Below are 21,697 nucleotides of genomic sequence, written 5' to 3'. Positions count from 1 at the left end.
GCGGTCGACCGATGTCACCCTCCGATTCGAGCGGCGACAGTGACGACCCGGCGCGCTCGCGGGCCGCCGTCCGCCGGACCTACGAGGACATCGGTGACCACTTCTCGAAGACCCGCGAGTATGCCTGGCCGGAGGTCGAATCGTTCGTCGACGAGTCCGGCAGTGTCGGGACGGCGCTCGATGCCGGCTGTGGCAACGGCCGCCACGCGGAACTGCTCGCGGGGGTCGCTGACCGCGTCGTCGGCCTTGACGCCAGCCGCGCGCTCCTGCGGGCGGCGACCGACCGCGTCGGCGACAGCGTTGCGCTACTGCAGGGCGACGCGACCCGCCTTCCGCTCGCTGCCGGGGCCGTCGACCTCGCGGTGTACGTCGCGACGCTGCATCACCTCCCGTCACAGACCGCCCGTCGCGCCAGTCTGGACGAACTGGCCCGCGTCCTCGCGCCGGGCGCTCGGGCGCTCGTCAGTGCGTGGAGCACGGCCCACGACCACTTCGACGCCGACCCCGACGCGGACGAGGGCTTTGACACGACCGTCGACTGGACGCTCCCCGGCGGCGAGACGGTCCCGCGGTTCTATCACATCTACGCGCCGGCCGAATTCGAGCGCGATGTCGCCGACAGCGACCTCCGGCTCGTCTCGATGGAGCTGTCAAGCGGCAACTGTTACGGGGTTGTCGAGCCAGAAGGGAAACGCACTTAATTGCCTTCCATCTATGAGGGTATACGTTCGCACTCGGGCGAAACACAGTCCGCCGAGTCTGTGTCTGCACGAGTGAGCGGCGGTGGTGAGCAAATCCGACGGATTTGCGAACGACGCCGCGCGTGAACGAAGACGCGAAGCGATGAGCGGCGGTGGTCTAGTGGTAGGACCTGAGCCTTCCAAGCTCATGGCCCGGGTTCAAATCCCGGTCGCCGCATCCTGCGAGGAACGGACGTGACGAGCGGATGCTGTACAGAGTGATTTGAACTACGGAAAGCCGAGCGATAGCGAGGATTTGCAGTCGAGTTCAAATCCCGGTCGCCGTACTGTGCCACAGACAGTGACGACCAGCCGAGGCGTTTGAATTTCGCCGCGTTCGTTCTCTGGTCGACTCCGCAACTGCCGACACCCTCACTCCGGTTCGACGGCAGCCTGCTCGAACTCCTCCCAGTCGTCGCCCATCCACTCTTGCAGGCGGTCGGTGACGCCGGCAAAGTCCTCGCCGTCCTCAAAGGACTCGACGACAACCCAGCCGTCGCCATCGCGGTCGTAGCCGAGGCTGTAGCCATGGTCCCCGTTGATAATGACGACGAACGCGGCCACTACATCGAGGTCAGGGAAGAACCCGACCGGCGCAAACCCGTAGTCGTCGTGCTGGGCTTCGAGGGCCGAAATCTCGCTCGTCGAGAGCGGTCTATCCGGCAGCGAGTCCGTCAGTTCGGTCATTACGTCGCAGTCGTGGGGAGAGGACTGAAAGCGTTTCGAGCGGAGCGCGCTCAAAGTGTGAGCTAGATATAACTTCAGCCAACATTGAAGTGCTATCATGACTTTTGTTAACATGGAGCTTCCTACGCTCCCGGCGGGAACGACCGTCGTACCATCCGGGATTGGCATCGGCGGACGACAACTCGCCGGTGGAGCAATGGCCACTCCACCGGCCACGTATCGCTTTGCAACCAACGGCGTACAGAGCATCTGGCACCCCACCCCCACCCCACCACTTTCCCTGCGCCCGTTTTTCGAGGAGGATTCGATACACCAGACTACGACTTGACCTGATTGGCTCGGCGAGGGCCGGTGGGGTTTTCTGCCAGTACGCGTAGCGTCGGGTATGGACGCTGCGCGGCTCCCCGGGACCAGCGGCCCCGAGCAGATAGTCGCGCACGTCGATATGGACTGTTTCTACGCCGCCTGTGAACAGCGGCGGGAGCCCGCACTCAGAAATGAGCCACTCGTCGTGGGGATGGGCTACGAGAACGGCGCGACCCACGGGGCTGTTGCGACAGCGAGCTACGAGGCCCGAGCGTACGGTGTCGAATCAGCGATGGCCATCTCCGAAGCACTGGAACGCCTTCCACGGAAGGTCAAGGCTGTTGCGGACCCGGACCTCACTGTCGAAGACGCCGGCTTCTATCGCCCAGTCGACATGGATTTCTACGAGTCCGTTGCTGCGGATGTCCGGGAAATCCTCCATACAGAAGCGGATGTCGTCCGCGAGGTGAGTATCGACGAGGCGTATCTGGATGTGACCGAGCGGGTCTCATGGGAGACGGTCATGTCGTGGGCGCAGGACCTGAAAGACACAATCGAGTCAGCGGTGGGCGTGGTCGCGAGTGTCGGCGTTGCCCCGACGATGAGCGCCGCGAAGGTGGCCAGCGACCGCGACAAGCCGGACGGCCTGGTCGTCGTCGAACCGGGGGCCGTCCGAGAGTTCTTCGATGACCTCCCTGTCGAGGACGTGCACGGCGTCGGCCCGGTCACCGCCAGAGAACTCGCCGCACTCGATATCGAAACCGCGGGGGACCTCGCGGCCGCTGACCCGGAACTGCTGGCCGAACGCTTCGGCGAGCGCGGTCGTGAAATACGCCGCTACGCCCGCGGTGAGGACGAGCGCTCGGTGACGCCGAAAGGCGACCCCAAGAGTCTCTCACGGGAGTCCGCGTTCACTGACGCGACGACCGATATAGAAGCCAAGTGTCGACAGGTCCGCACCCTCGCCGATGCCGTCGCTGACCGCGCCGAGCGAAAAGGCGCGCGGTATCAGACCATCGGCATCAAGGTCGTGACGCCGCCGTTCGATGTGAATACGCGGGCCCGGTCGCTCCCCGGTCCAGTCGAGGAGCCTGAACTGGTCAGACGCATCGCGCTGGACTTGCTCGGCGAGTTCGCCGACGATCCCGTTCGGAAGGTCGGTGTCCGTGTTTCGAACCTGGACTTCTCTGCCGGCGAACAGGCCAATCTGGACGGGTTTGGCGGTGACAATGGTTCCGAGGAGGCGTCCGGTAGTTCCCGCACCAGCAGTACCCCAGCGGCAGCCGACGAGTTGGATGACGACGGGCAGGTCGGACTCGGGACGTTCGTTGCGAACGACGGGGATACCGAGGCTGTCGAAGACACGGCGGGCGAGGGAACAGACGCCAGTGAGACGCATATCTCGCTCCCGCCCGGTCAGACCACGCTCGCAGAGTTCTAGACGTTCTCAGGCGACACCGTGTTCCAGATTTTCCAGCAGCTTCCCGACGAACAGGCCGGCTCGCGGCGAAATAGTGTCATCAGCTGGGACATCCGTCGGATGTGCGGCCAGCGTGTCGACGAACCGCTGGCTGTGGGTCATTGCGTGCAGCATATCGACCACGTCGACCACCAGCCCCTCGTCGCTGGTGTCCATCCCAGCGTAGCGTTCTTTCTCCGCCTCGGTGTAGGAAATCGTCCACGCCGGGCCACCTGCGGCCGCGACGATATCGTCGAGCGGGGCCACTTTCAGGGGACCGTCGTCACTCCCGACGTACACGGTTCCGTCCTCGACGAACGTCTCGTATCTGTCCATGGACAGCCTTACCGAACGGCTATGCTAAGGTGTCCCATCGCAATAGCCGTTACCCCTCCCCGGACTCCGCCGTGAACGTGTACCACAGTTGACGGTCGTCTGACGGAGAGTTATGGGGCCTGCGCGTCTCCGTTCTGACAGAAACGCATGGCAGAGACCGAACAGATAACTGTCGCGACGACGAGCGCGGGGCCGGGTGGGACCGGGGAGCCGGGTGAGACTGTCAATCTCCCGGTGGTGGAGCTGCTGACCGGCCGGGGGTTCATCACCGGCAAGAGCGGGTCCGGAAAGTCGAACACGGCGAGTGTCATCGCCGAGAAACTGCTTGACAACGGGTTCGGACTGCTTATCGTCGATATCGACGGCGAGTACTACGGTCTGAAAGAGGAGTACGAGATACTCCACGTCGGCGGCGACGAGGAGTGTGACATTCAGGTCACGGACGACCACGCCGGCAAGATCGCTTCGCTGGCGCTTGAACAGAACGTCCCCATCATCCTCGACATCTCGTCGTTCCTTGACGAGGAGGAAGCAGAGACGCTACTGACAGAAGTCGCCAAGCAACTGTTCGCGAAGGCAAAAAAACAGAAACAGCCCTTCCTGATGCTCGTCGAGGAGTGCCACGAGTGGATGCCGGAGAAGGGGTCGATGGGCGAGGTCGGGAAGATGCTCATCAAAATCGGGAAACGCGGCCGGAAACACGGGCTTGGCATCGTCGGCATCAGCCAGCGCCCGGCCGACGTAAAGAAGGACTACATCACACAGTGCGACTGGCTTGTCTGGCATCGCCTGACCTGGAACAACGACACGAAAGTCGTCGGGCGCATTCTTGATAACAAGTACGCTGACGCCGTCGAGGACTTAGACGACGGCGAGGCGTTCATGATGAACGACTGGGCCGAGCAGGTCAGCCGGGTCCAGTTCCACCGCAAGCAGACGTTCGATGCCGGTGCGACGCCGGGTCTTGACGACTTCGAGCGCCCTGAACTCAAGTCCGTCAGCGACGACCTCGTCTCCGAACTGGAGACCATCAGCGAGGACCAGCAGGAGACGGAGAACCGCATCAAGGAACTCCGTGAGGAACTGGACAAAAAGAATTCCCGCATCGCCGAACTGGAGGCAGAACTGCAGGACGCCCGGGACCTCTCGCGGATGGCCGAGCAGTTCACCGAAGCAATGCTGGATCAGGCCGAGGACTACAACCCCGGCCGGACAGAACAGGAGAAGATGCGCCGCCAGCGCGAACGGTTCGCCGACCAGCAAGCGTCGGACGGCGACACAGACGCCGTCAGTGAGGCGGACGCCGACGGTCCCCATGAGCAGCCCCCGGAACCAGACGAGACCGCTGACGCCACGTCTGGCGGCGGATTTGGCGATGCGTTCAGTGCCTTTGCCGAGGACGGGGCCGCGATGAACGGCGGCAGCGCCAGTGGCGGCGCAGACGCGAATGAGAGCAGTGCGGACGCCGGACAGGAGTCGGATGCTAGCAGCACGGACGCTGAATCGGCGTCAGACTCCAGCAGTGTGGACGCTGAACCGACATCGAACGGTCACGCTGCGAACACCGACGTAGTGGCGAACGGGGCCGTCGCAAACAACGGTGCGGTGGCCGCGCCAGTCAACGGCCAGACTGAGACAGAAACTGCTGAGGCTGATGACGAAGCTCTGAGGGCGGCCATCGCCGAGGCCGTTGAAGCTGAGCAGTCGGACGAGGCAACGGGGTCCGCTGACAGCGAGACGCCAGCCGACTTTGACGGCCCCGCTGTCTACGGCGATCTGCAAGCCGATATCGAGGAGTTGGACCGAAAGACCTGCCGGATGCTCGCGTACTACCGCGAGCAGGGCCCCGGGACGCCGCTGAACGCACATTTCTCGGCCGGCGGCTCCGGCGACCGGACGGCGGCCTATGCGCGAAACAGAGAACTCCGGCTCCGCGGGCTGGTCGAACACGTTGGCCGCGGACAGTACGACACGCGGCTGGCGGCGCTGGTTCAGGAGGAGAGCGACCGCCGGCTCGACGACAACGAGGTCGAGTCAGTTGTCTCTCGACTCGAATCGGTGTTTCTGGACGGGGACAGCGACTGAAAAGGTAGTACTGCGACGCCGTCGATTTTACAGCAGCGGTTCGACGAGGTCTTCGAGTGCGGCGCGCGGGTCGTCAGCCTTCGCAACGCCGCTTGCCAGTAGGACGCCGCTCGCGCCGAGGTCGCTCGCCGAGACGAGGTCTTCGCCGGTCGAGATGCCGGCCCCACAGAGCACGTCCACGTCACCGTTAACGCGAGCGGCAGCATCGACTGCGCCGGTCACGATATCTGGGTCTGCCTTGCTGACGGGCGTGCCAGTCCCGATGAGTTCCGGTGGCTCGACGGCCACACCGTCGGGGTCGAGCGCGGCGGCCGCGCCGATCTGTGCGGGGTTGTTCGCACAGACGATCGTTTCGAGGTCCGCGCGGTCGGCGGCGTCGAGTGCCCCATCGATGTCCGCGAGCTTGAGCCGGTTTTCGGAGTGGTTCAGCAGCGTCCCGACGGCACCGGCGTCTGCAGCGGCCTCGGCGAGGGTGCTGCCGGTGTGGCTGCCGTGCTCGACGGCGCTGACGTGCTGAGCCCACGTTTCGACGCCGGTCTCCGCCACAGCGCTGATCTGGGCAGCCTGTGGCGCGACGGCAACGCGAACGCCGGAATCGTCGCTGACGTCAGCAGCAGCGGTTGCTACCTCGACTGGGTCACACGGGTACGCCTTCAGATTGACAAGGACGAACATACGAAACGAACCGGTTGCTGTGGGGAAATAGGTTGCGAAGCCACCGCTTGGCGTCCCTACCACTGCGACTTCGTTTTCTCGGTCCACCGCTCGGGGATGACAGTTATTACGATTCAGCCGAGACAAGAAATGAGACAAGCCGTGACAGCAGGGGATGACGACACACCGACCGTTCTGATAGTCGAGGACGAACAACATCTGGCCGACCTGTACACCGATTATCTGGCCGACCAGTACCACGTACAGACGGCTTACAGCGGCGAAGAGGGCTTAGAACTGCTGTCGACCGATATCGACGTGGTGTTACTCGACCGCCGGATGCCGGTCGTCTCCGGCAACGAAGTGCTCGCACAGATTGAAGAGCAGGGGCTCCGGTGCCGCGTCGCGATGGTTACCGCCATCGACCCCGACTTCGACATCATCGAGATGCGCGTCGACGACTACCTCGTCAAACCTGTCACCCGTGACGAGCTACAGGAGGTCGTCGACCGGCTGTACAGTATTCGGGAGTACAACGACCGACTCCGGACACTCACATCAAAAAAGCTCAAGCGCAACGTCCTCCGCGTCGAGAAAACCGACCGGGAACTGCAGGACAGCGAACGGTATCAGAAACTCCAAGACGAGATTGAAACTATCTCGTCGAACGTTGAGTCACTCGCCGACGAACTCGACGTCGAGGAAGGCGACCTCCAGCTGTAAACTAATCCTTTCGCTTCACGACATCGCCGAGCGTGTACTCGCCGTCGCTGCTCCCGCCGGACCACTCCGTCTCGTCGGCGCTCCCGCCGGCGCTCAGGGAGATTTCGAGTGCGCTTTCGAGTTTCTTCTGGACGTCGTCGCTGGGCAGTGAGTTACCCTGTTCGAGCTTCCGGATCAGGCTTGCCTTTTCGTTGAGTTGCTTTGCGAGTTCCTCCTGACTGAGGCCCTGGGACTCACGGCCCTTGCGGATCCGGTCGTCGTAATCCTGTGCGACCTCGTCCATCTCGTCGAACATATCCCGACGGCGGCCACTGGACCCGCCACCCGTGGAACTCGACGAGGAGGACGAACTCGACGACGATGACGAGGAGGACGACGTCGAGTACTTCGTCGACGTAGACGACGTCTCCTCCGTTTTGACCTCCGTGCCGAAGTCGGTACACTCGTCACAGACGTCGAGTTCGGCTCCCTCGATTTTGACGCGGTTCGGAGACGAAACCTCCGTCCCGCACATCTCGCACTGAACCATACCGACGGCTTGGACGGGGCGCGGTTTGAATGTTGCCCTGCGCACGCTGGCGCGGGGAATCCTGTTCTCACGTAGACAGGCTTCCTGTTTCGATGACGTGACTTGCAGACATTCGCTGAAGATCAGCGGTGTCCGTAGCGGTTACAGTCTCCACAGGCGTTGATTCGGGCCATCCCAGCCCTAGTTCAGAAAACCCCTTTGCAAGACGTTCATCGCTGCATTCGCATCCCTATCTGTCTCAAACCCACATGATGGACAGGAGTGTTCCCGGACCCAGATGGACTTCGATGACTCCACACCACACACCGCACATTCTTTTGTCGTCCCTGCCGCTTCGACCTGCACAACGTGCGTACCGTACACATCGCCCTTGTATTCAAGCAAAGTGATACACTGTCGCCACGCCGCATCCTGCTTGTTCCGACCGTTTCCATCCGCTCGAAGCATACTCTGAACGTTCAAGTCCTCCACAAACACGGCATCGTACTCCTTGACGAGCCACGTCGTTATTTTGTGCTGGTAGTCCAGTACTTTCCGGTGGATGTCGCGTTTGGCCTTCGCCACTTCGACTCGCTGATTCTCGTAGTTGTTCGACCCCTGTTCTTTCCGCGAGAGTTTGCGGTGCGCACGTCGGAGTCGTTCGTATTCGCCTTCGAGGTTGAGCCAATCCACGGTCTTCCCGTCGCTGGTATGGATGTAGTTCAAGATGCCGAGGTCAATACCCACGCTGTTGCTCGGGTTGAGTGAGTCCACATCGGGCTTCTCGGGCAAGTTAGCGTCGTCGATTTCCAACCCAAAGGAAACGAACCACTCACCGGTAGTCTCTTTCTTGAACGTGGCTTCCTTTATTGAGGAATCAGCAGGGATTGGACGGGAGTACCGTATTTTGACCCATCCGACTTTGCTGAAGCGAACGTACGCAAACCCGTCTTGGCCCCTCTTTTCATCGAGGTCGAAACCAGACTGGTTGTACGTCACGCTCCGGTAATCGGTAGGTGCTTGCCGTTTGAGACGACCAACGGTGTGCCCGTTCTCTTTTTGTTTACGAAGGTTCGAGAGGTTGCGGTGGAAGCGGGCAACGGTAGCTTGCGCGGCTTTCGAATACGTTTCCGCGAACACTGGCCATTTTTGCTTCCACTCAGGGAGTTTGTTGTTCTGGTCGAACTCACTCGGCTTAGCATCCACGGGGCTGTTCGTGTAGTCCCATCGGACGTGGTTGTATAGTTGGCGATGAATATCTACCTGATGTTCCAGTTCGTCCGCTACCCCTTCTGTCGGATAGGCACGGTAGCGGTAACTGTGTTCCATCGCTATCCTTTATTGTCGACATGTTTATTTAATGGTTTGTGACATGGAGTTTCGGCTTCATCCCCGTTCATGGTGTGTCGGGGGATTCGCCACGCTGATCAGTATAAATAGTGCACTGGTCGTTCTCAGCGGGATGCCGGTCCGTCAATTGCTGAACCGATGTTCAGTCGAGCGCCCGCATCGCGTGATAGAATCGCTGGGCAGCGGTGACGTGGCCGACGACGGCGAACACGACCAGCAGCCAGCCGACCAGCGTCAGTCCGGCCAGTGCGTTCGGGACGAACGCCGCGACGCCCGTGACCACACCGACAAGTGCAAGCCGGTCAGCGCGACCGAGCAGGCCGCCGTACACGCGGTCGAGGCCGACCGCCTGTGCCTGCGTCCCGAGATAGGAGGTCATCAGGACGCCAGTGACGGCGGCGATGCCCAGTTCCCACTGGCTCACACCGGCAGCGAGGCCGACGATGATGCCGATGTCGGCGTAGCGGTCGAGCACGTGGTCCAGCAGGTCGCCGCCCGAGGACGCGACGTTCAGTTCCCGCGCGAGCGCGCCGTCGACGAGGTCCAGCCAGCCATTCAAAAAGACGAGAACGGCACCACCGAGATACAGCAGGGGCTCCCGCGCCGCAACGGCGTACACTCCGCCCGCTCCAAGGGCCAGCAGAAACGCGATGACGCTGACGCCGTTGGGTGAGAGGCCGGCCACCTTGGCGGCGCTGACGAACGGGCCAAGCGCGCGGTCGGCCAGCGGGCGGAACTTATCGAGCGTCATAGCCAGTCGATGTAGGAGACAGTCCCTGCACTCGGCTCGCGTTCACCGGCCACGACGGCCTGAATCTCCTGTGCCACCTCGTCGGGGTCCCGGTCCGTCGTCTCGATTTCGTAGACGGACTCCATCCCGTGCTCCTCGACGGCCTCGCCGAGGATGACATCGAGCGCTTCCGATTCCGCGTTCTCGTAGGCCTTCGAATCGTCGTCGCCGCGCTCACGAAGCCGCTCGACGATGGTTTCAGGGTGGGCTCGCAGCACAATCACCCGGTCGGCGGCGAAATGATGCGCGAGGTGGGATTCGAACAGCACGTCGTCGCGGCTGTCAAGCCACTCCGACAGCCTGTCGAGGTCCGCGACGAGGCTCCCGCGGTCCTCGTCGATGCCCGTTGAAAACCCCTCGTCCTTGATGATGTCATTGAGATGGAGGACATCGAGGTCTGTGTCGAGGTGTTCCGCTGCCGTGGTCTTGCCTGTCCCCGGAGTGCCGGTAACGGCGACTCTCACGCCTTAACCTCCTCGATAACCTCGTTCAGTACCGAGACGGCGCGTTCCGTGTCCTCGCGCGTTCCGCAGGTGATACGGATGCATTCGGGGAGCCCGAACGAGGAACAGTCGCGGATGATGACGCCACGCTCCTGGGCGGCATCCGCGATGGCCGACGCGTCGCCGACCTCCGCGAGGATGAAGTTCCCCGCGCTGTCCCAGGTCGGTGCGTCGAGTTCCGCCGAGAGGTACTCCCGGGCCCACGCGGCGGTGTCGACGGAGCGCTCGACGTGCTCGTCGTCGTCGAGCGCCGCCAGCCCGGCGCGGCAGGCGAGTTCGCTGGCCGAGAACGGCGTGTTGATGCGGGCGTAGGCATCGGCCCAGTCCTCGGGAACGACCGCGTAGCCGAGTCGAATCCCTGCGAGTCCGTACGCCTTCGAGAACGTTCGCAGGAGCGCAACGTCGTCGCGGTCGGAAAGTAACGGCCGTTTGCTCGGCTTTTCGGTGAACTCACCGTAGGCTTCGTCGACAACGACGAGGGTCTGCTCGTCGGTTTCCTCGGCGATAGTCCGGACCGCGTCGGTCGTGAACTCCGCGCCAGTCGGGTTGTGCGGACTGGTGAGATAGACGATGCGCTCGCCGTCGTAATCCTTCAGGACGGTGTCGGCGGTCTGGGCGAAGTCGTCGGCCTTCGAGAGCGTGTACTCGTTGACCTCGCCGTGGTGATAGCGGGCGCTCATCGCGTAGTACGCGAAGCCCGGCGACGGGACGAGCACGTCCTGCCCGGGGTCGAGCATGGCTCGGGCGAGGCAGTCCAGCGCGCCGTCGCCGCCGTTGCTCAGCCACACCTGTTCGGGCGTTACGTCCCACATATCCGCCAGTTCGTCGACGAGGTCGGCGTGGGAGGCCTTCGGATAGGAATGCATCCGTTCGGCCGACCCGCGAATCGCCTCGACGGCGTCCGGGCTCGGTCCGAACATATTCTCGTTTGACGCCAGCTTCACCATGTCGTCCGGGTCGAGACCGAGTTCCCGGGCGACCTCTTCGATACCGCGACCTGCCCGATAGACAGTGTGAGCGGAGAGGTCCCGTGGTTCCATGGCTGTGCAAAACGGACGGGGCGGCTTAAGCGTGCTCACATCGGGCGTGGCCGTGGCTCCCCAGCGCGTATGGCACAGAAATTCGATGGCGGCTTCCCGTGAGAAACCCGTCGATGACGGGTAAGACACGGAATAGCACGCTCCCCACCAAATCTCTGTCAGTCAGTGGTAATGAGGGTTACGGTGGCCCACCGTCGGGTTGCCGACCCTGCAGCCACCGAAAACGGTAACACATCATAGGTCCTGATACTGTGCAATGCCGCTTCTCATCGATATTCGGAAACTCACACTCATCACCAGACTCATTCAGGACGGGGCCGAGCAGGTCGCCGATTCGCTGGCGACACTGGCCGGCGTCGACGCCGCCGTCGAGATCAAGAGCCTCTCGTTTGTCCAGCCGGAGGACATCGCCACCGAGATGGGCGGCGGGACCATCTACAGCGCTCGTGTTCGGCTGACAGAGCCGCCGTACGGCGTCTTCCTGATGACATTCGAGACGGAGACGGCCGCGGAGATCGCGGAGCTGATGACCGGCTCCAGTGTCGAAGATGGGTTCACACAGCTCCACGAGTCCGCGCTGCAAGAGATGTGTAACATCCTCACCTCGGGCTTCATCGACGGCATCGCGAACACGCTGAACGCGACAATCAACATGGGGACGCCGACGGTCGTACAGGACGACGCGACCGAGATTGCAGACAAGGCCCTCTCGCACGTCCGCCGGGACTCGCTGACTATCGTGCTCGACTCGCTCGTCGACATCAAGGAGAGCGATGTGGCGTTTTCGCTCCGCATTTTCCTCATCCCCGATCCCGGCTCATTCGTCCACCTCATCGACCAACTGGACTACGACACCGACCGGGAAACGCACATCTCTGCCGACACCGACGCAGTCAAAGAACTCGATATGTCAGGTGACGCGGACGCGCTCGATGCCTTCGATTCCTCAAAGTAGCTGTGTCGAACCCACGACGTTGAATAGGGTCGCGTCCAACCGCCGCATATGAGTGTCGTAAACGCGGCTGTCTTCGGGGTGCACCTGATATTCGCCGCGCTGTGGGCTGGAACCGTGTTGTTCATGACTTATGCTATTCTCCCGACGGCGATGAACGGCGACTCTTCGCCGGGACCGCTGTCAGCGATTACCGGGAAGCTCCGGACGGTGTCCCGGGCGAGTGCGACGCTCCTGTTTCTGACGGGTGGGCATCTGGCAGCGACCCGCTACACCGCCGAGTCGTTGACGGGAACTGGTCGCGGCCACCTCGTCATCACGATGATCGTCCTGTGGTTCATTCTGGCTGGGCTCGTCGAGGTTGGCGCGTCGAAGCTCAGCGACGGCTTCGACCAGCAGAAGGTGCGCGAACCGGCCCGGAACGCACGGCCGTTCCTGCTGGGGGCGTCTCTTGTGTCAATCCTCCTCCTGCTTGACGCCGGCGCGATTCTCGGCCTGTACTGACCGGCCGACATCTCGGTTGCCGCTTCCTCCTCACGCATACCTGTATCAGCAGATACAAGTCACCATCCGGCATATCAGTTCACAATGTGGCCGTGGGGACATCTCGCCGTCGCCTACCTCGTCTACGTCGTGTACACTCAGTTTGACCCGACCCGTCGCCAGACAGCGGCCACGCTGACCGCGTTGGCGGTGGGGTCGCAGTTTCCAGACCTGATCGACAAGCCCTTCGCCTGGACGTTCGGCGTCTTGCCGTCCGGGCGGTCACTTGCCCATTCGCTGTTCACGCTCCTCCTTGTTGCCGTAGTCTTACACCGGCTCGCAGTCCGATATCGCCGAACGGACCTCTCGACAGCGTTCACGCTCGGTGCATTCGTACACACGCTGACTGATATGGGCCCGACAGCAGTAATCGGGGTGCTTGGCGGTGACCTGACACAGCTTCAGTGGCTTCGCTTTCTCGTCTGGCCGCTCCAGCCACCGCCGCCGTACGCCAACGACACCTCCTTCGTTGAGCAGTTCGCCTCGCTCTCGTTCGACCCGTACGTCCTGTTTCAGTTCGGACTGTTCGGCCTCGCTGTCGCCGTATGGCTCGCTCACGGCGCGCCCGGGCTTCGGTCGGTCACTCGCCGGAGCAAAGCAGCGTTCACCGAATCTGCAGACTAGAGTCGTTCAGAAACGTGGTCCGCGCACTTCAGCGCGAGCGCGGCGATGGTCAGCGTCGGATTCATCGACCCGGCGGTAACGAACACCGACGAGGACGCAATCGAGAGGTTCGCCACGTCGTGTGTCCGTAGTTGCGGATCGACCACGCTCTTGTCAGGGTCGGTCCCCATCCGCGTCGTGCCCATGTGGTGGTACGCCGGCCCGGTGTCAGCCGGTCCGACCGTCCACGAGATGTCGACGCCCAGCTCCGACAGCACGGCGTGTTGAATCTCGTTCGCCCGCGAGAGCGACCGTTCCAGCCTGTCGCCCCACGACCACTTGATGTCCGGCACCGGGTTCCCGTGGTCGTCCGTCGTTGACGTGTCCAGCGTTACGCGGTTTTCCTTCCGCGGCGGCTGGCCGACCAGTCCGCCCATCGCGATGCTGTTGCCGTAACTCTCGCGGAGGCTCGACAGCAGCGTATCGCCCCACTCCTCGCCAGAGAGCGCGAGTTCGACCGGCGACGGACCGGCGTAGTTCAGGAACTCCAGTTTCAGCGGCGACAGCGCCTCGTCGGTCGCCGCAACGACCGTCTCGCTGTCCGCGACACGCTCGACTGCCTGCCCGGGGTCGTCGTAGAACTGGTGGCACTCGCTCGTGAGAAAGCCGACGTGGTTCTGGCGCGTTTCACGGTCGAGCGTCCCGCCTGCCCCGGCGAACAGATGGTCCATGAAATAGTGGCCGACCAGTCCAGAACTGTTCGCCAGCCCGTCCGGGTGGTCCTCGCTCGCCGACAGGAGAAGGAGTCGGGGCGTCTCGACGCCACCTGCCGCGATGACGAACTCGCGGGCCGTCTGTCGGTGTTCAGTCCCGTCCGGCGTCGCGTAGACGGCCGCCTCGATGCGTCCGTCGGTGTCAGTAACAAGACGCTGGACCGGCGCGCGGTCGACAACGCGTGCCCCTCTGGCTTCCGCGTCCTCGATATGGACGCTGGCATCATACTTCGCGCCGGAGGGACAGACCGGCTGGCAGGTCCCGTAGCCGACGCATGGCCCTCGCCCATCGTACGGTTCTGAGTTCCGGGCGTTTGGCACGGAGTGCATCGTGATGCCCAACCGCTCGCAGGCCTCAGCAAACAACGAGTCGCTGTATGATGGCGGGAACCCGGGCAGCGGATATGCACCGTCTCGCGGCGGTGCAAAGGGGTTGTCTGCGTCGCCGGCGACACCCAGCGCCCGCTCAGCGTCGGCGTAGTACGGCCGCAGGTCGTCGTAGCTGATCGGCCATGCCGGATCGTCGGTGTCGTGGCTCCCGTCGAAATCCGAGGGGTGCAGCCGCATCACCATCCCCTGCCAGTGCAGCGTCGACCCGCCGACGCCTTTCACTCGTGAGATGTTCAGCGGGTAGTACCGCTCGCCGCTCGCACTGAACGCGTCGCGGTCGCCGCCCATCTCCCAGACGGAGCCGTGGTCGCCGGGTCGGATTGCCTCTTCCATCTGCTGCTCTCGGTTCGACCTGTCGAACCGCGGCCCGGCCTCTAACACGACTATGTTCTGTCCGTCGCTGGCGAGTTGGCTCGCGACGAGTGCCCCTGCCGGCCCGGCCCCAACGACACAGACATCCGCCCGCTCGGACGGCTCCCGGTCCATTTCAGCAGGAGTTAGGCAAGCCTAAACTTATACGTTGGCATCTCAGGTGCCGTGTCTGGTGGCGACGGCTCGGTTCGCTTGTTGGCTCGCTGTTGCTTCCAAAAGTGGGCGTGGCGGGACTGAGCAAACACGACGCGTTTGCGAGCTACGCGAGACCCGTCTCGACGGGTCTCACGGGATTCGAACCGGAGCAAGACGGTCGCCTCGCTTCGCTCGGCGCTGCGACTTGCAGGGTTCGAACTCCGTGCCCGTTCGCTCGTCGCGTCCGATCCTCGCAGAACGGGCGTGGCGGGACTGAGCGAAACCGCAGGTTTCGCGAAGGTCGCCACGGCCGCGAGTGTGTTTCGAGCGAATGCGAGAAACCACGAAGCGGGCGTGGCGGGATTCGAACCTCCTGAACTTCGCTCGCTTCGCTCCCTCGTTCCGTGCTTCGAATCTCCGTGCGTTTTCACGGCTCACTGTCGTTCGCCGGAAAACGGCCGTGGCGGGATTCGAACCACGGTCGGACGTGCTCGCTTCGCTGCGCACGACCTCCCTGATTAGAATCCCGACATGCCGGTTCGCTCCCTGCGGTCGCTGCACGGGCGTGGCGGGATTCGAACCCGCGTTCTAGGGGTTAGGAACCCCTCGCCCTGGTCCACTAGGCCACACGCCCTACCGGGTGGTCGATTGAGCGGTGAAAAATCCTTTCGTTATCACTGTGGCCCGCTGAAAACGGAGAAGTGGTCGAGATTACGTCTCGGTTTCCGTCGCCGTTTCGGTCGACTCGGCCGAGTCCACGGTGGACGCATCGGTCCCTTCTGCAGCGCCGCCGTCGCGCATTTCTTCGAGTTCCTGTTCGACTTCTTCTCGCCCCTTCTGGAACTCACCCATGGCTTCGCCAGTCGACCGCGCTAGTTTCGGAATCTTGTTCGCGCCGAACAGCAGGACGGCGATGAGGAGGATGACCATCATCTCCGTCGTCCCGGGCATCCCCGGGAACAGTACTCCGGATGTCCCTAACATTGTATCCGAAGGTTACGTGGTTGCTATTATAACCTTTTTGCTCAGGACGGCCTCCTGAGTGACTCACTGCCAGTGGGACTGACGCTGCGCTGACATCGGGTAGAGACAGGATATGTGACACAGGCGAGGCGGACCCACTCAGTCTGTGGAAACGGCCTCGCCGGGAACTGCCGGCGAGGCCCGACAACGGGGTGTGAATCGGACGGGGTAACGCGAGGCACCAGGTCTCCGACCGTTCCATGTCGCTGGTCTGGGTCGGCACGTCGACAGACGGACCACACCATGTCCACGGGACCAGATTGATAGCTGAGGGACCCAAGTGACACGGCTTGCGTGGCCATGTGCTACGTTCGTGGGCTGTCCGTCTGCGGGTTCGCACCCGCGGCACTGGCTACATCGCCCTGTCAATTCATTATCCGCTTGTTAATCTACTTCACAGCGGGAACAGCCCTAGCGAGATGCCTCCGCCGCCCGGGGATATAACTGCTATCGGGCGCTCAGAGATACCAGATGCCGGCCGATAGTCACACGATGGAAGTCAGGAGCGGGGAAGAAGTAACGATTCGACCGATCAAACCCGTCGGGGAGGACGTTGTTCGGGTTGACATCGAGGCTGAGGGGGTGTGGCGACTCGATATCACGCGTGAGGGCGAAATCGCCGATGTTGTCACGACCCGTGATGCCGACGGAACACTTGCGGACCGCGACCTGCCGGAGTGGATCGACGAGGTCACGGCGAAGTTCGCACAGTTCTAATCTCGCCCGGACTCGATCAGGTCGGAAAGGGTTTTACTCGCCTGGGTCCACTCGGCAGTATGGTCTCAGTTGGAGACGTTGCACCTGATTTCACGGCACCGATCGCAAACGGCGACGTTGACGAGATAACGCTGTCTGAAGCGCTTGACGACGGGCCCGTTGTGCTCGCGTTCTTCCCGGGCGCGTTCACCAGCGTTTGCAGTCACGAGATGAACTCGTTTCAGGACCGACTCGACGAACTCACTGAAGCGGGGGCGACGCTGTACGGTGTCAGCATCGACACACCGTTCTCACAGAACGCGTTCCGGGACGAACTGGGGCTCGAGTTCGACCTCGTCAGTGACTCAGGCCGGGAGATTGTCGATTCCTACGACATTTCGATGGACTTTGAGGCGCTCGGCGTCCCGAACGTAGCCAAGCGGGCCGTCTTCGTTATCGACGAAAATCAAGAAGTCACGTACGCTTGGGTCAGCGACGACCCTGGCGTCGAACCGGACTACGACGAGGTTATTGACGCCGCCACCTGACCGCGCCGGAAGGGGGATTTTTCGCGGTGGGTCGTCTGGGTTGTAGTATGAGTGTTGATAGACCTGATACCGGTGGCCGTATTTATGACCCCGAGGCGGATCACGCGTTCCCGGACGGGCGGCTGAACGCAGTTCTCGACACCGTCACGACTGACGAAGAGATTCAGGCGTATCTCGAAGCTCAGAACATCAACCCCGTCGCACGCAAGCGGTACAACGACCACGGCGCGAAACACATCGGCATCGTTCGAAACCGAGCGCTGTGTCTGTATGACCTCCTCAAGCAGGCCGGCGTTGAGTTCAACGGCGCAGCCGACCACGGACTCGATGAGGCCGATGAGGCCGTTATTATTGCACTTGCGACGACGCTACACGATATCGGGCACGTTGTCCACCGCGATTCACACCCGTACTACTCGATTCCACTGGCCGCTGACATTCTCGATGACTTGCTCGATGAGTTCTACGACATCCGTCAGGCGGTTCAAATAAAAGGTGAAGTACTCCACGCAATTCTCTGCCATCACACCGAGGAAAACCCACTGACGCTGGAAGCCGGCGTCGTCCGCGTCGCCGACGCGCTGGACATGGAACGTGGCCGTTCGCGCATTCCGTACAAGCGCGGCGGTCGCGGTATCGACACCGTTTCCAGCCAGGCTATCGAGACGGTGACGCTGAGCCTGGGCGACGACTATCCCGTCCTCGTCGAAATCGCGATGAACAACGCGGCCGGTGTCTATCAGGTCGATAACCTTCTGAAAGCCAAACTCAAGGACTCTGGCCTGGAAGAACACGTCCGTATCGTCGCGCTCAACACTCGGGAGGACGGCAACCAGATTGTCGAGCGAATCGAACTCTAAACCGGACCGACACAACGGTTTTGTACCGTGCTTCCCTAGCTATGTTCATGAGTCTCACACCCATGGATGAGCCACGGGGTGCCCGGGGGAGGACGGACGACGGCGACGCGCCGCCGCCCTCGCTGCTGGACCGGGTCAGGTACCGCGTGCGCTCAGCCATTGAGACCATTTCGTTTGGGGAGCGATGTTTTGCGTGGCTTGATAACCGTGGTCGGGACAAGCCACAGTCGAAGATCCACACCGATGGGTTCGCTGACGACGTTGTTGCGCCGCCGGAGTGCCCGTCGATCAGCGACCTTCCAACGCGGTCACGGCCGTTTACGTACCCGACACGGAATCACACGGAGAGCAACACTGTCGACCTCATCGCAGTCGAGGGCGGGGACCAGCTCACCATGACGCATCCGGACAACTCGGACGCGAAAATAACATCTGATATCTGGATGGACGTCGAACAGTAATCAGTGGAATCGTTGCTCCATTTATTATCGAGTCTTGGTATTTGATATCTTGACGTGATATTTTCGTGTTCGCTTTTGTGTCAAAGTTATCCAGTCGCAGCAGGCCATTAACGGAGCCCAGAGTGCGAAGCGGCAGTCGCGATAGTTGTTGAAACGAAGACGATCCTTGAAGTCTAGACTAGTGTGACCGTCTCAGGAGTGACAGATTTACAGACCGGTGTCGAGCGAGCTGGGGGACTTCTCGCTCGTCGCCCAGTTTGATGGACAGGAACAACAGGCCCAGTCAGGGGCTGTGGGTGCGGGAGCGACGACGGACTAACTGGAGACAACGACTAGAAATCGTACCGCGCGATGTCACTGGAGCCACAGGCCGGACAGGCCGTCCCGTCCGTTTCGAGGGTGGTTCCACAGCGTCGACACTCCAGATGTGACTGCTGTCGAGTCCCCACGACCCGGCGTAATCGCTCCATCATATTGCCAGACAGGACACCGGGACTCATATAATCGGGTAATTCACGGTGAAAGTGAAAACCGCACGACTCGACGCCGATTCTGAGTGCCCGTCAGCCGAGCGTCAGACGCCGTTGTCACACCGCCCGGCCCGCACAGTCACTCACTTACGCGCGAGCCTGCTCACGCCGGTCCCGCCTGCCGGACGCGTACAGAAGTGCCAGAAACAGTCCAACTGCGAACAGCCAGACCGCCACCAGCCAGAGCAGTATCGAGTGGCCCCCACTCCCGAGCATGGACTGTAAAGATCACTGTCGATACTTAATTAGTAGCACTGTATCGGGAGCGGATGCGGTGTCACACAGCGGATTGTGCCACCGGTAACTGTGAGGGCGGCGTCAGTCACCCCTACCGACTCGGTGCACACGAGGGCTGCGCTCTTGTCGGCTGGGTGGCCCCAGACGACTGTCTGGGGTACGCCCAGACATTTTTGTTCACGCCGCCGTAGCCACGCCCGATGACGGGAACAGCCGCAGCCGAGCCCACTGTGACGACCTTCACGTCGAACGTCGACCGTATCGATACGACTGCTGTCGTGCTAACAGACACGTACTTCTACGCTGAAGGCGGCGGACAGCCGGCGGACCGGGGAACACTCGATGGCGTCGCGGTCGTTGACGTCCAGCACCGAAACGGCGACATCGTTCACGAACTGGCCGAGCCGCCGACGTTCGGCCCGGGCGAGACAGTCGAAGGTCAGGTTGACACGGCGTTTCGGACGTACTGCATGCGTGCACACACCGCCAGCCACGTCCTCTACGGCGCTGGTCGGCGGCTGCTGTCGGACCTCGGCTACGGCGGCTTCGACATCAGCGCGAGAGTCCCGGACGAAGCCGATGACGACGACTTTGGGCCGGCCATCACCGGAAAGGTGCGGGTAGATTTCGAAACGACGACCGAAATCGGCGACGAGACACTCACCGAACTTGAGCGGCTGACTAACCGCGCCGTCTGGGAATCCTACGACGTGACCTGGGAAGAAATTCCGCGTGACGAGGCACTGGGTCGCGACGATATCGCGTTCAATACGAAGACCGAAGAGGGAATCGAGGGCGAGACAGTTCGGGTCGTCACCATCGACGGCTGGGACGTGGCAGCCTGTGGTGGGACACACGTCGGGAACACCCGCGAAATCGGGCCCGTGACGGTACTCGGTCGGTCCAATCCCGGAGAGGGATTGACTCGCGTCGAGTTCGCCGTCGGCCCGCGTGCTATCCGCCGGCGGGCGACCGAACACGAGCGGGCGATGACTGCCGCCCAGTCGCTGGATACGAACGTTGCGGAGCTCCCGGCCGCTGTGGACGGACTCCAGTCAGAATGCGACGACCTCCGGGAGACGGTGTCGTCCCTCCGAGAGCGCCTCGTCGATTCCCGTCTCGCTGACCTGCGTGACGACGCCATCGAAGTGGACGGGCAGCGGTGGCTCGTCGGCACCGTGGCAGGGCTCGACGCAAACGCACTGGCCGACCGAGCGGAGTCCGCTGTCGGTGACGACGTCGACGTGGCCGCGCTGGTGGACGCCGACGGCCAGTACCTGGGCGTCGGGACGACCGGCGGCGTCGACGCCGGTGAAGTGGTCGATCAGGTGACTACAGAGTTCGGTGGCGGCGGTGGCGGGCGACCGACAGTCGCTCAGGGCGGGGGACTCGGTGCCGACGGGGACGAAATCGTCGCGTTCCTCCGGGACGAGTCAGTGACGGCAGACAGCGGCGACTGAGCTTACTCCCCGCGGTTCGGCGTCCCGCTGAACCGCGCAACCTCGTTTCGTAGCGCGTCCCGTTTCAGCAGTCCGAACCCGACGAGGATACAGGTGAATCCGACACCTGTGTAGACCGTCGGCGTCTCGCTGAGAAACAGCAGTCCAGTGGCGGCGGCGACGACTGGCGCGGCGTAGGAGACGAGGTTGATTTCGATGGGTCCCAGCCGCTCAAGCAAATCGAAGTAGATGAGGAAGCCGAGGGCGCTGGCGACGACAACCAGATACAGCAGGGCCAGCACGGCCTCAGTAGTCCACTGAACGTCGGCAACCGATTCGGAGACACCGAAACTGATGCCGTGCATGAGCACTGCACCGAGCAGCATCGACCACGCTTCCATCGTCTCTATCTCCAAGTCGTCGTCGAACCGACGGGTCAACACGCTCCCGAGGGCGAACGACGCGGCCGCGAGGAATACAAGAAACAGCGACACGGTCCGGGGGTTGAGAAGGTTCCCCGGGTCGGGGTTGCTGAGAACGCCGACACCGAGGAACCCGACAAGGAGGCCGACGATGCCCAGCGTCGTGAGCCGTTCGTCCGGGAGAAACGCACGCGCGAACCCGGTGGTAAGAATCGGCGAGAGGCTCACGACGATAGCGGCGGCGGCACTGGTGGTTCCTTGCTCGCCGACGAACAAGAAGATGTGGTATGCGGCGATCAGGAGTGAGCCGCCGATACCCACGACAATCCAGTCGGTCCGACTTTTCGGGACCCACTGGTCGGTAGCGTACACCGCGTAGCCGAGCATCAACAGGCCGGCGAGGTCGTACCGGAACGCCGCAAACAGGATTGGCGGGAAATACTCCAGCCCAGCCTTGATCGCGGTGAAGGCGCTGCCCCAGGCGATTGCGAGCGCGACGAAGAGGATGGCGTTGCGGAACCGCATCGTCTGC

General features: G+C 62.4%; 24 protein-coding genes, 2 tRNA genes and 1 pseudogene. 13 read left to right on the top strand and 14 right to left on the bottom strand.

The genetic code is table 11. The features are described 5' to 3' along the window. The first annotated feature begins 11 nt into the window (after positions 1–11). Together RR_RS06400 and RR_RS06395 are read left to right on the top strand one after the other, a co-directional pair. Complete coding sequence (locus RR_RS06400) at positions 12–701, top strand: class I SAM-dependent methyltransferase (protein WP_011223080.1); 690 nt, start codon at positions 12–14, stop codon at positions 699–701. Positions 702–847: 146 nt separating this feature from the next. Beyond that, a tRNA-Gly gene (locus tag RR_RS06395) sits at positions 848–918 on the top strand. 194 nt (positions 919–1,112) lie between these two features. Here the strand turns inward: RR_RS06395 and RR_RS06390 are convergent. After that, positions 1,113–1,427 (bottom strand): hypothetical protein, encoded by a 315-nt coding sequence (locus RR_RS06390; protein ID WP_049938778.1) that lies wholly within the window; start codon positions 1,425–1,427, stop codon positions 1,113–1,115. Positions 1,428–1,812: 385 nt separating this feature from the next. Between RR_RS06390 and dinB the strand changes: the two genes are divergently transcribed. Further along, complete coding sequence (dinB, locus tag RR_RS06385; protein WP_011223078.1) at positions 1,813–3,174, top strand: DNA polymerase IV; 1,362 nt, start codon at positions 1,813–1,815, stop codon at positions 3,172–3,174. A 6-nt stretch (positions 3,175–3,180) separates the two neighbouring features. Here the strand turns inward: dinB and RR_RS06380 are convergent, their stop codons facing one another. Next, the gene (locus RR_RS06380; RefSeq protein ID WP_007188033.1) at positions 3,181–3,528 is read right to left on the bottom strand and encodes a hypothetical protein; all 348 of its coding nucleotides are present in this window, start codon (positions 3,526–3,528) and stop codon (positions 3,181–3,183) included. A 147-nt stretch (positions 3,529–3,675) separates the two neighbouring features. On the opposite strand from RR_RS06380, the gene RR_RS06375 reads away from it, so the two are divergent. Further along, complete coding sequence (locus tag RR_RS06375) at positions 3,676–5,613, top strand: helicase HerA domain-containing protein (RefSeq protein ID WP_007188032.1); 1,938 nt, start codon at positions 3,676–3,678, stop codon at positions 5,611–5,613. Positions 5,614–5,640: 27 nt separating this feature from the next. Here RR_RS06375 and tpiA read toward each other — a convergent pair whose 3' ends face one another. Then, entirely contained in the window at positions 5,641–6,288 is a 648-nt protein-coding gene (gene tpiA / locus RR_RS06370) for a triose-phosphate isomerase (RefSeq protein WP_005535122.1), read from the bottom strand. Positions 6,289–6,384: 96 nt separating this feature from the next. Here tpiA and RR_RS06365 point away from each other — a divergent pair, with 96 nt between their 5' ends. After that, positions 6,385–6,990 (top strand): response regulator, encoded by a 606-nt coding sequence (locus tag RR_RS06365; protein WP_011223077.1) that lies wholly within the window; start codon positions 6,385–6,387, stop codon positions 6,988–6,990. A 1-nt stretch (position 6,991) separates the two neighbouring features. On the opposite strand, the gene RR_RS06360 is transcribed toward RR_RS06365, so the two are convergent. The 5 genes and pseudogenes from RR_RS06360 to hisC form a co-directional block, all read right to left on the bottom strand. Next, on the bottom strand, positions 6,992–7,519 hold the full coding sequence (locus RR_RS06360) for a multiprotein bridging factor aMBF1 (RefSeq protein ID WP_011223076.1): 528 nt from the start codon (positions 7,517–7,519) through the stop codon (positions 6,992–6,994). A gap of 67 nt (positions 7,520–7,586) precedes the next feature. Next, positions 7,587–8,827, bottom strand: a pseudogene (locus tag RR_RS06355) (RNA-guided endonuclease InsQ/TnpB family protein). 163 nt (positions 8,828–8,990) lie between these two features. Further along, positions 8,991–9,599: a CDP-alcohol phosphatidyltransferase family protein gene (locus RR_RS06350; protein WP_011223074.1), complete on the bottom strand. Its 609-nt coding sequence runs from the start codon at positions 9,597–9,599 to the stop codon at positions 8,991–8,993. Further along, complete coding sequence (locus tag RR_RS06345; RefSeq protein ID WP_049938776.1) at positions 9,596–10,102, bottom strand: adenylate kinase family protein; 507 nt, start codon at positions 10,100–10,102, stop codon at positions 9,596–9,598. Before RR_RS06345 ends, RR_RS06350 begins: the two co-directional genes overlap by 4 nt. Further along, positions 10,099–11,181, bottom strand: a complete 1,083-nt coding sequence (gene hisC / locus RR_RS06340) for a histidinol-phosphate transaminase (protein ID WP_011223072.1) — start codon at positions 11,179–11,181, stop codon at positions 10,099–10,101. Before hisC ends, RR_RS06345 begins: the two co-directional genes overlap by 4 nt. A gap of 256 nt (positions 11,182–11,437) precedes the next feature. Here hisC and RR_RS06335 point away from each other — a divergent pair, with 256 nt between their 5' ends. The 3 genes from RR_RS06335 (at position 11,438) to RR_RS06325 (ending at position 13,300) form a co-directional block, all read left to right on the top strand. Beyond that, on the top strand, positions 11,438–12,136 hold the full coding sequence (locus tag RR_RS06335) for a chemotaxis protein CheC (protein WP_011223071.1): 699 nt from the start codon (positions 11,438–11,440) through the stop codon (positions 12,134–12,136). A gap of 48 nt (positions 12,137–12,184) precedes the next feature. Beyond that, positions 12,185–12,637, top strand: coding sequence for a hypothetical protein (locus tag RR_RS06330; protein WP_004962482.1), 453 nt, complete (start codon positions 12,185–12,187; stop codon positions 12,635–12,637). Positions 12,638–12,721: 84 nt separating this feature from the next. Continuing rightward, entirely contained in the window at positions 12,722–13,300 is a 579-nt protein-coding gene (locus RR_RS06325) for a metal-dependent hydrolase (protein WP_011223070.1), read from the top strand. Here RR_RS06325 and RR_RS06320 read toward each other — a convergent pair. From RR_RS06320 to RR_RS06310, 3 genes are all read right to left on the bottom strand, one after another. Continuing rightward, positions 13,297–14,928, bottom strand: a complete 1,632-nt coding sequence (locus RR_RS06320; RefSeq protein ID WP_011223069.1) for a GMC family oxidoreductase — start codon at positions 14,926–14,928, stop codon at positions 13,297–13,299. The two genes, RR_RS06325 and RR_RS06320, sit on opposite strands and share 4 nt — an antisense overlap. A 581-nt stretch (positions 14,929–15,509) precedes the next feature. Then, positions 15,510–15,583, bottom strand: a tRNA-Arg gene (locus RR_RS06315). 77 nt (positions 15,584–15,660) lie between these two features. Further along, the gene (locus RR_RS06310) at positions 15,661–15,900 is read right to left on the bottom strand and encodes a twin-arginine translocase TatA/TatE family subunit (RefSeq protein ID WP_004962460.1); all 240 of its coding nucleotides are present in this window, start codon (positions 15,898–15,900) and stop codon (positions 15,661–15,663) included. 543 nt (positions 15,901–16,443) lie between these two features. Here RR_RS06310 and RR_RS06305 point away from each other — a divergent pair. From RR_RS06305 to RR_RS06290, 4 genes are all read left to right on the top strand, one after another. Then, positions 16,444–16,689, top strand: a complete 246-nt coding sequence (locus tag RR_RS06305; RefSeq protein ID WP_004962457.1) for a hypothetical protein — start codon at positions 16,444–16,446, stop codon at positions 16,687–16,689. A 59-nt stretch (positions 16,690–16,748) separates the two neighbouring features. Further along, positions 16,749–17,216, top strand: a complete 468-nt coding sequence (locus RR_RS06300) for a peroxiredoxin (protein WP_004962455.1) — start codon at positions 16,749–16,751, stop codon at positions 17,214–17,216. A gap of 47 nt (positions 17,217–17,263) precedes the next feature. Next, the gene (locus RR_RS06295; protein ID WP_007188022.1) at positions 17,264–18,076 is read left to right on the top strand and encodes an HD domain-containing protein; all 813 of its coding nucleotides are present in this window, start codon (positions 17,264–17,266) and stop codon (positions 18,074–18,076) included. A gap of 62 nt (positions 18,077–18,138) precedes the next feature. Beyond that, the gene (locus RR_RS06290) at positions 18,139–18,537 is read left to right on the top strand and encodes a hypothetical protein (RefSeq protein ID WP_007188021.1); all 399 of its coding nucleotides are present in this window, start codon (positions 18,139–18,141) and stop codon (positions 18,535–18,537) included. 332 nt (positions 18,538–18,869) lie between these two features. On the opposite strand, the gene RR_RS22315 is transcribed toward RR_RS06290, so the two are convergent. Both RR_RS22315 and RR_RS22935 read right to left on the bottom strand, forming a co-directional pair. Further along, positions 18,870–19,010, bottom strand: coding sequence for a hypothetical protein (locus RR_RS22315; protein WP_165896476.1), 141 nt, complete (start codon positions 19,008–19,010; stop codon positions 18,870–18,872). 144 nt (positions 19,011–19,154) lie between these two features. Continuing rightward, complete coding sequence (locus RR_RS22935; RefSeq protein WP_004962446.1) at positions 19,155–19,283, bottom strand: hypothetical protein; 129 nt, start codon at positions 19,281–19,283, stop codon at positions 19,155–19,157. A gap of 221 nt (positions 19,284–19,504) precedes the next feature. Between RR_RS22935 and RR_RS06285 the strand changes: the two genes are divergently transcribed. Then, a complete protein-coding gene (locus RR_RS06285) occupies positions 19,505–20,764 on the top strand; it encodes an alanyl-tRNA editing protein (protein ID WP_011223066.1) in 1,260 nt (419 codons plus the stop codon). 2 nt (positions 20,765–20,766) lie between these two features. Here RR_RS06285 and RR_RS06280 read toward each other — a convergent pair whose 3' ends face one another. Further along, complete coding sequence (locus tag RR_RS06280; RefSeq protein ID WP_011223065.1) at positions 20,767–21,690, bottom strand: DMT family transporter; 924 nt, start codon at positions 21,688–21,690, stop codon at positions 20,767–20,769. Positions 21,691–21,697 lie beyond the last annotated feature (7 nt).

The sequence above is a fragment of the Haloarcula marismortui ATCC 43049 genome (genome assembly GCF_000011085.1).
GTDB lineage: Archaea > Halobacteriota > Halobacteria > Halobacteriales > Haloarculaceae > Haloarcula > Haloarcula marismortui.
The sequence above is the reverse complement of the archived record's forward strand: the minus strand, read 5'-3'. Positions and strand labels throughout refer to the sequence as shown.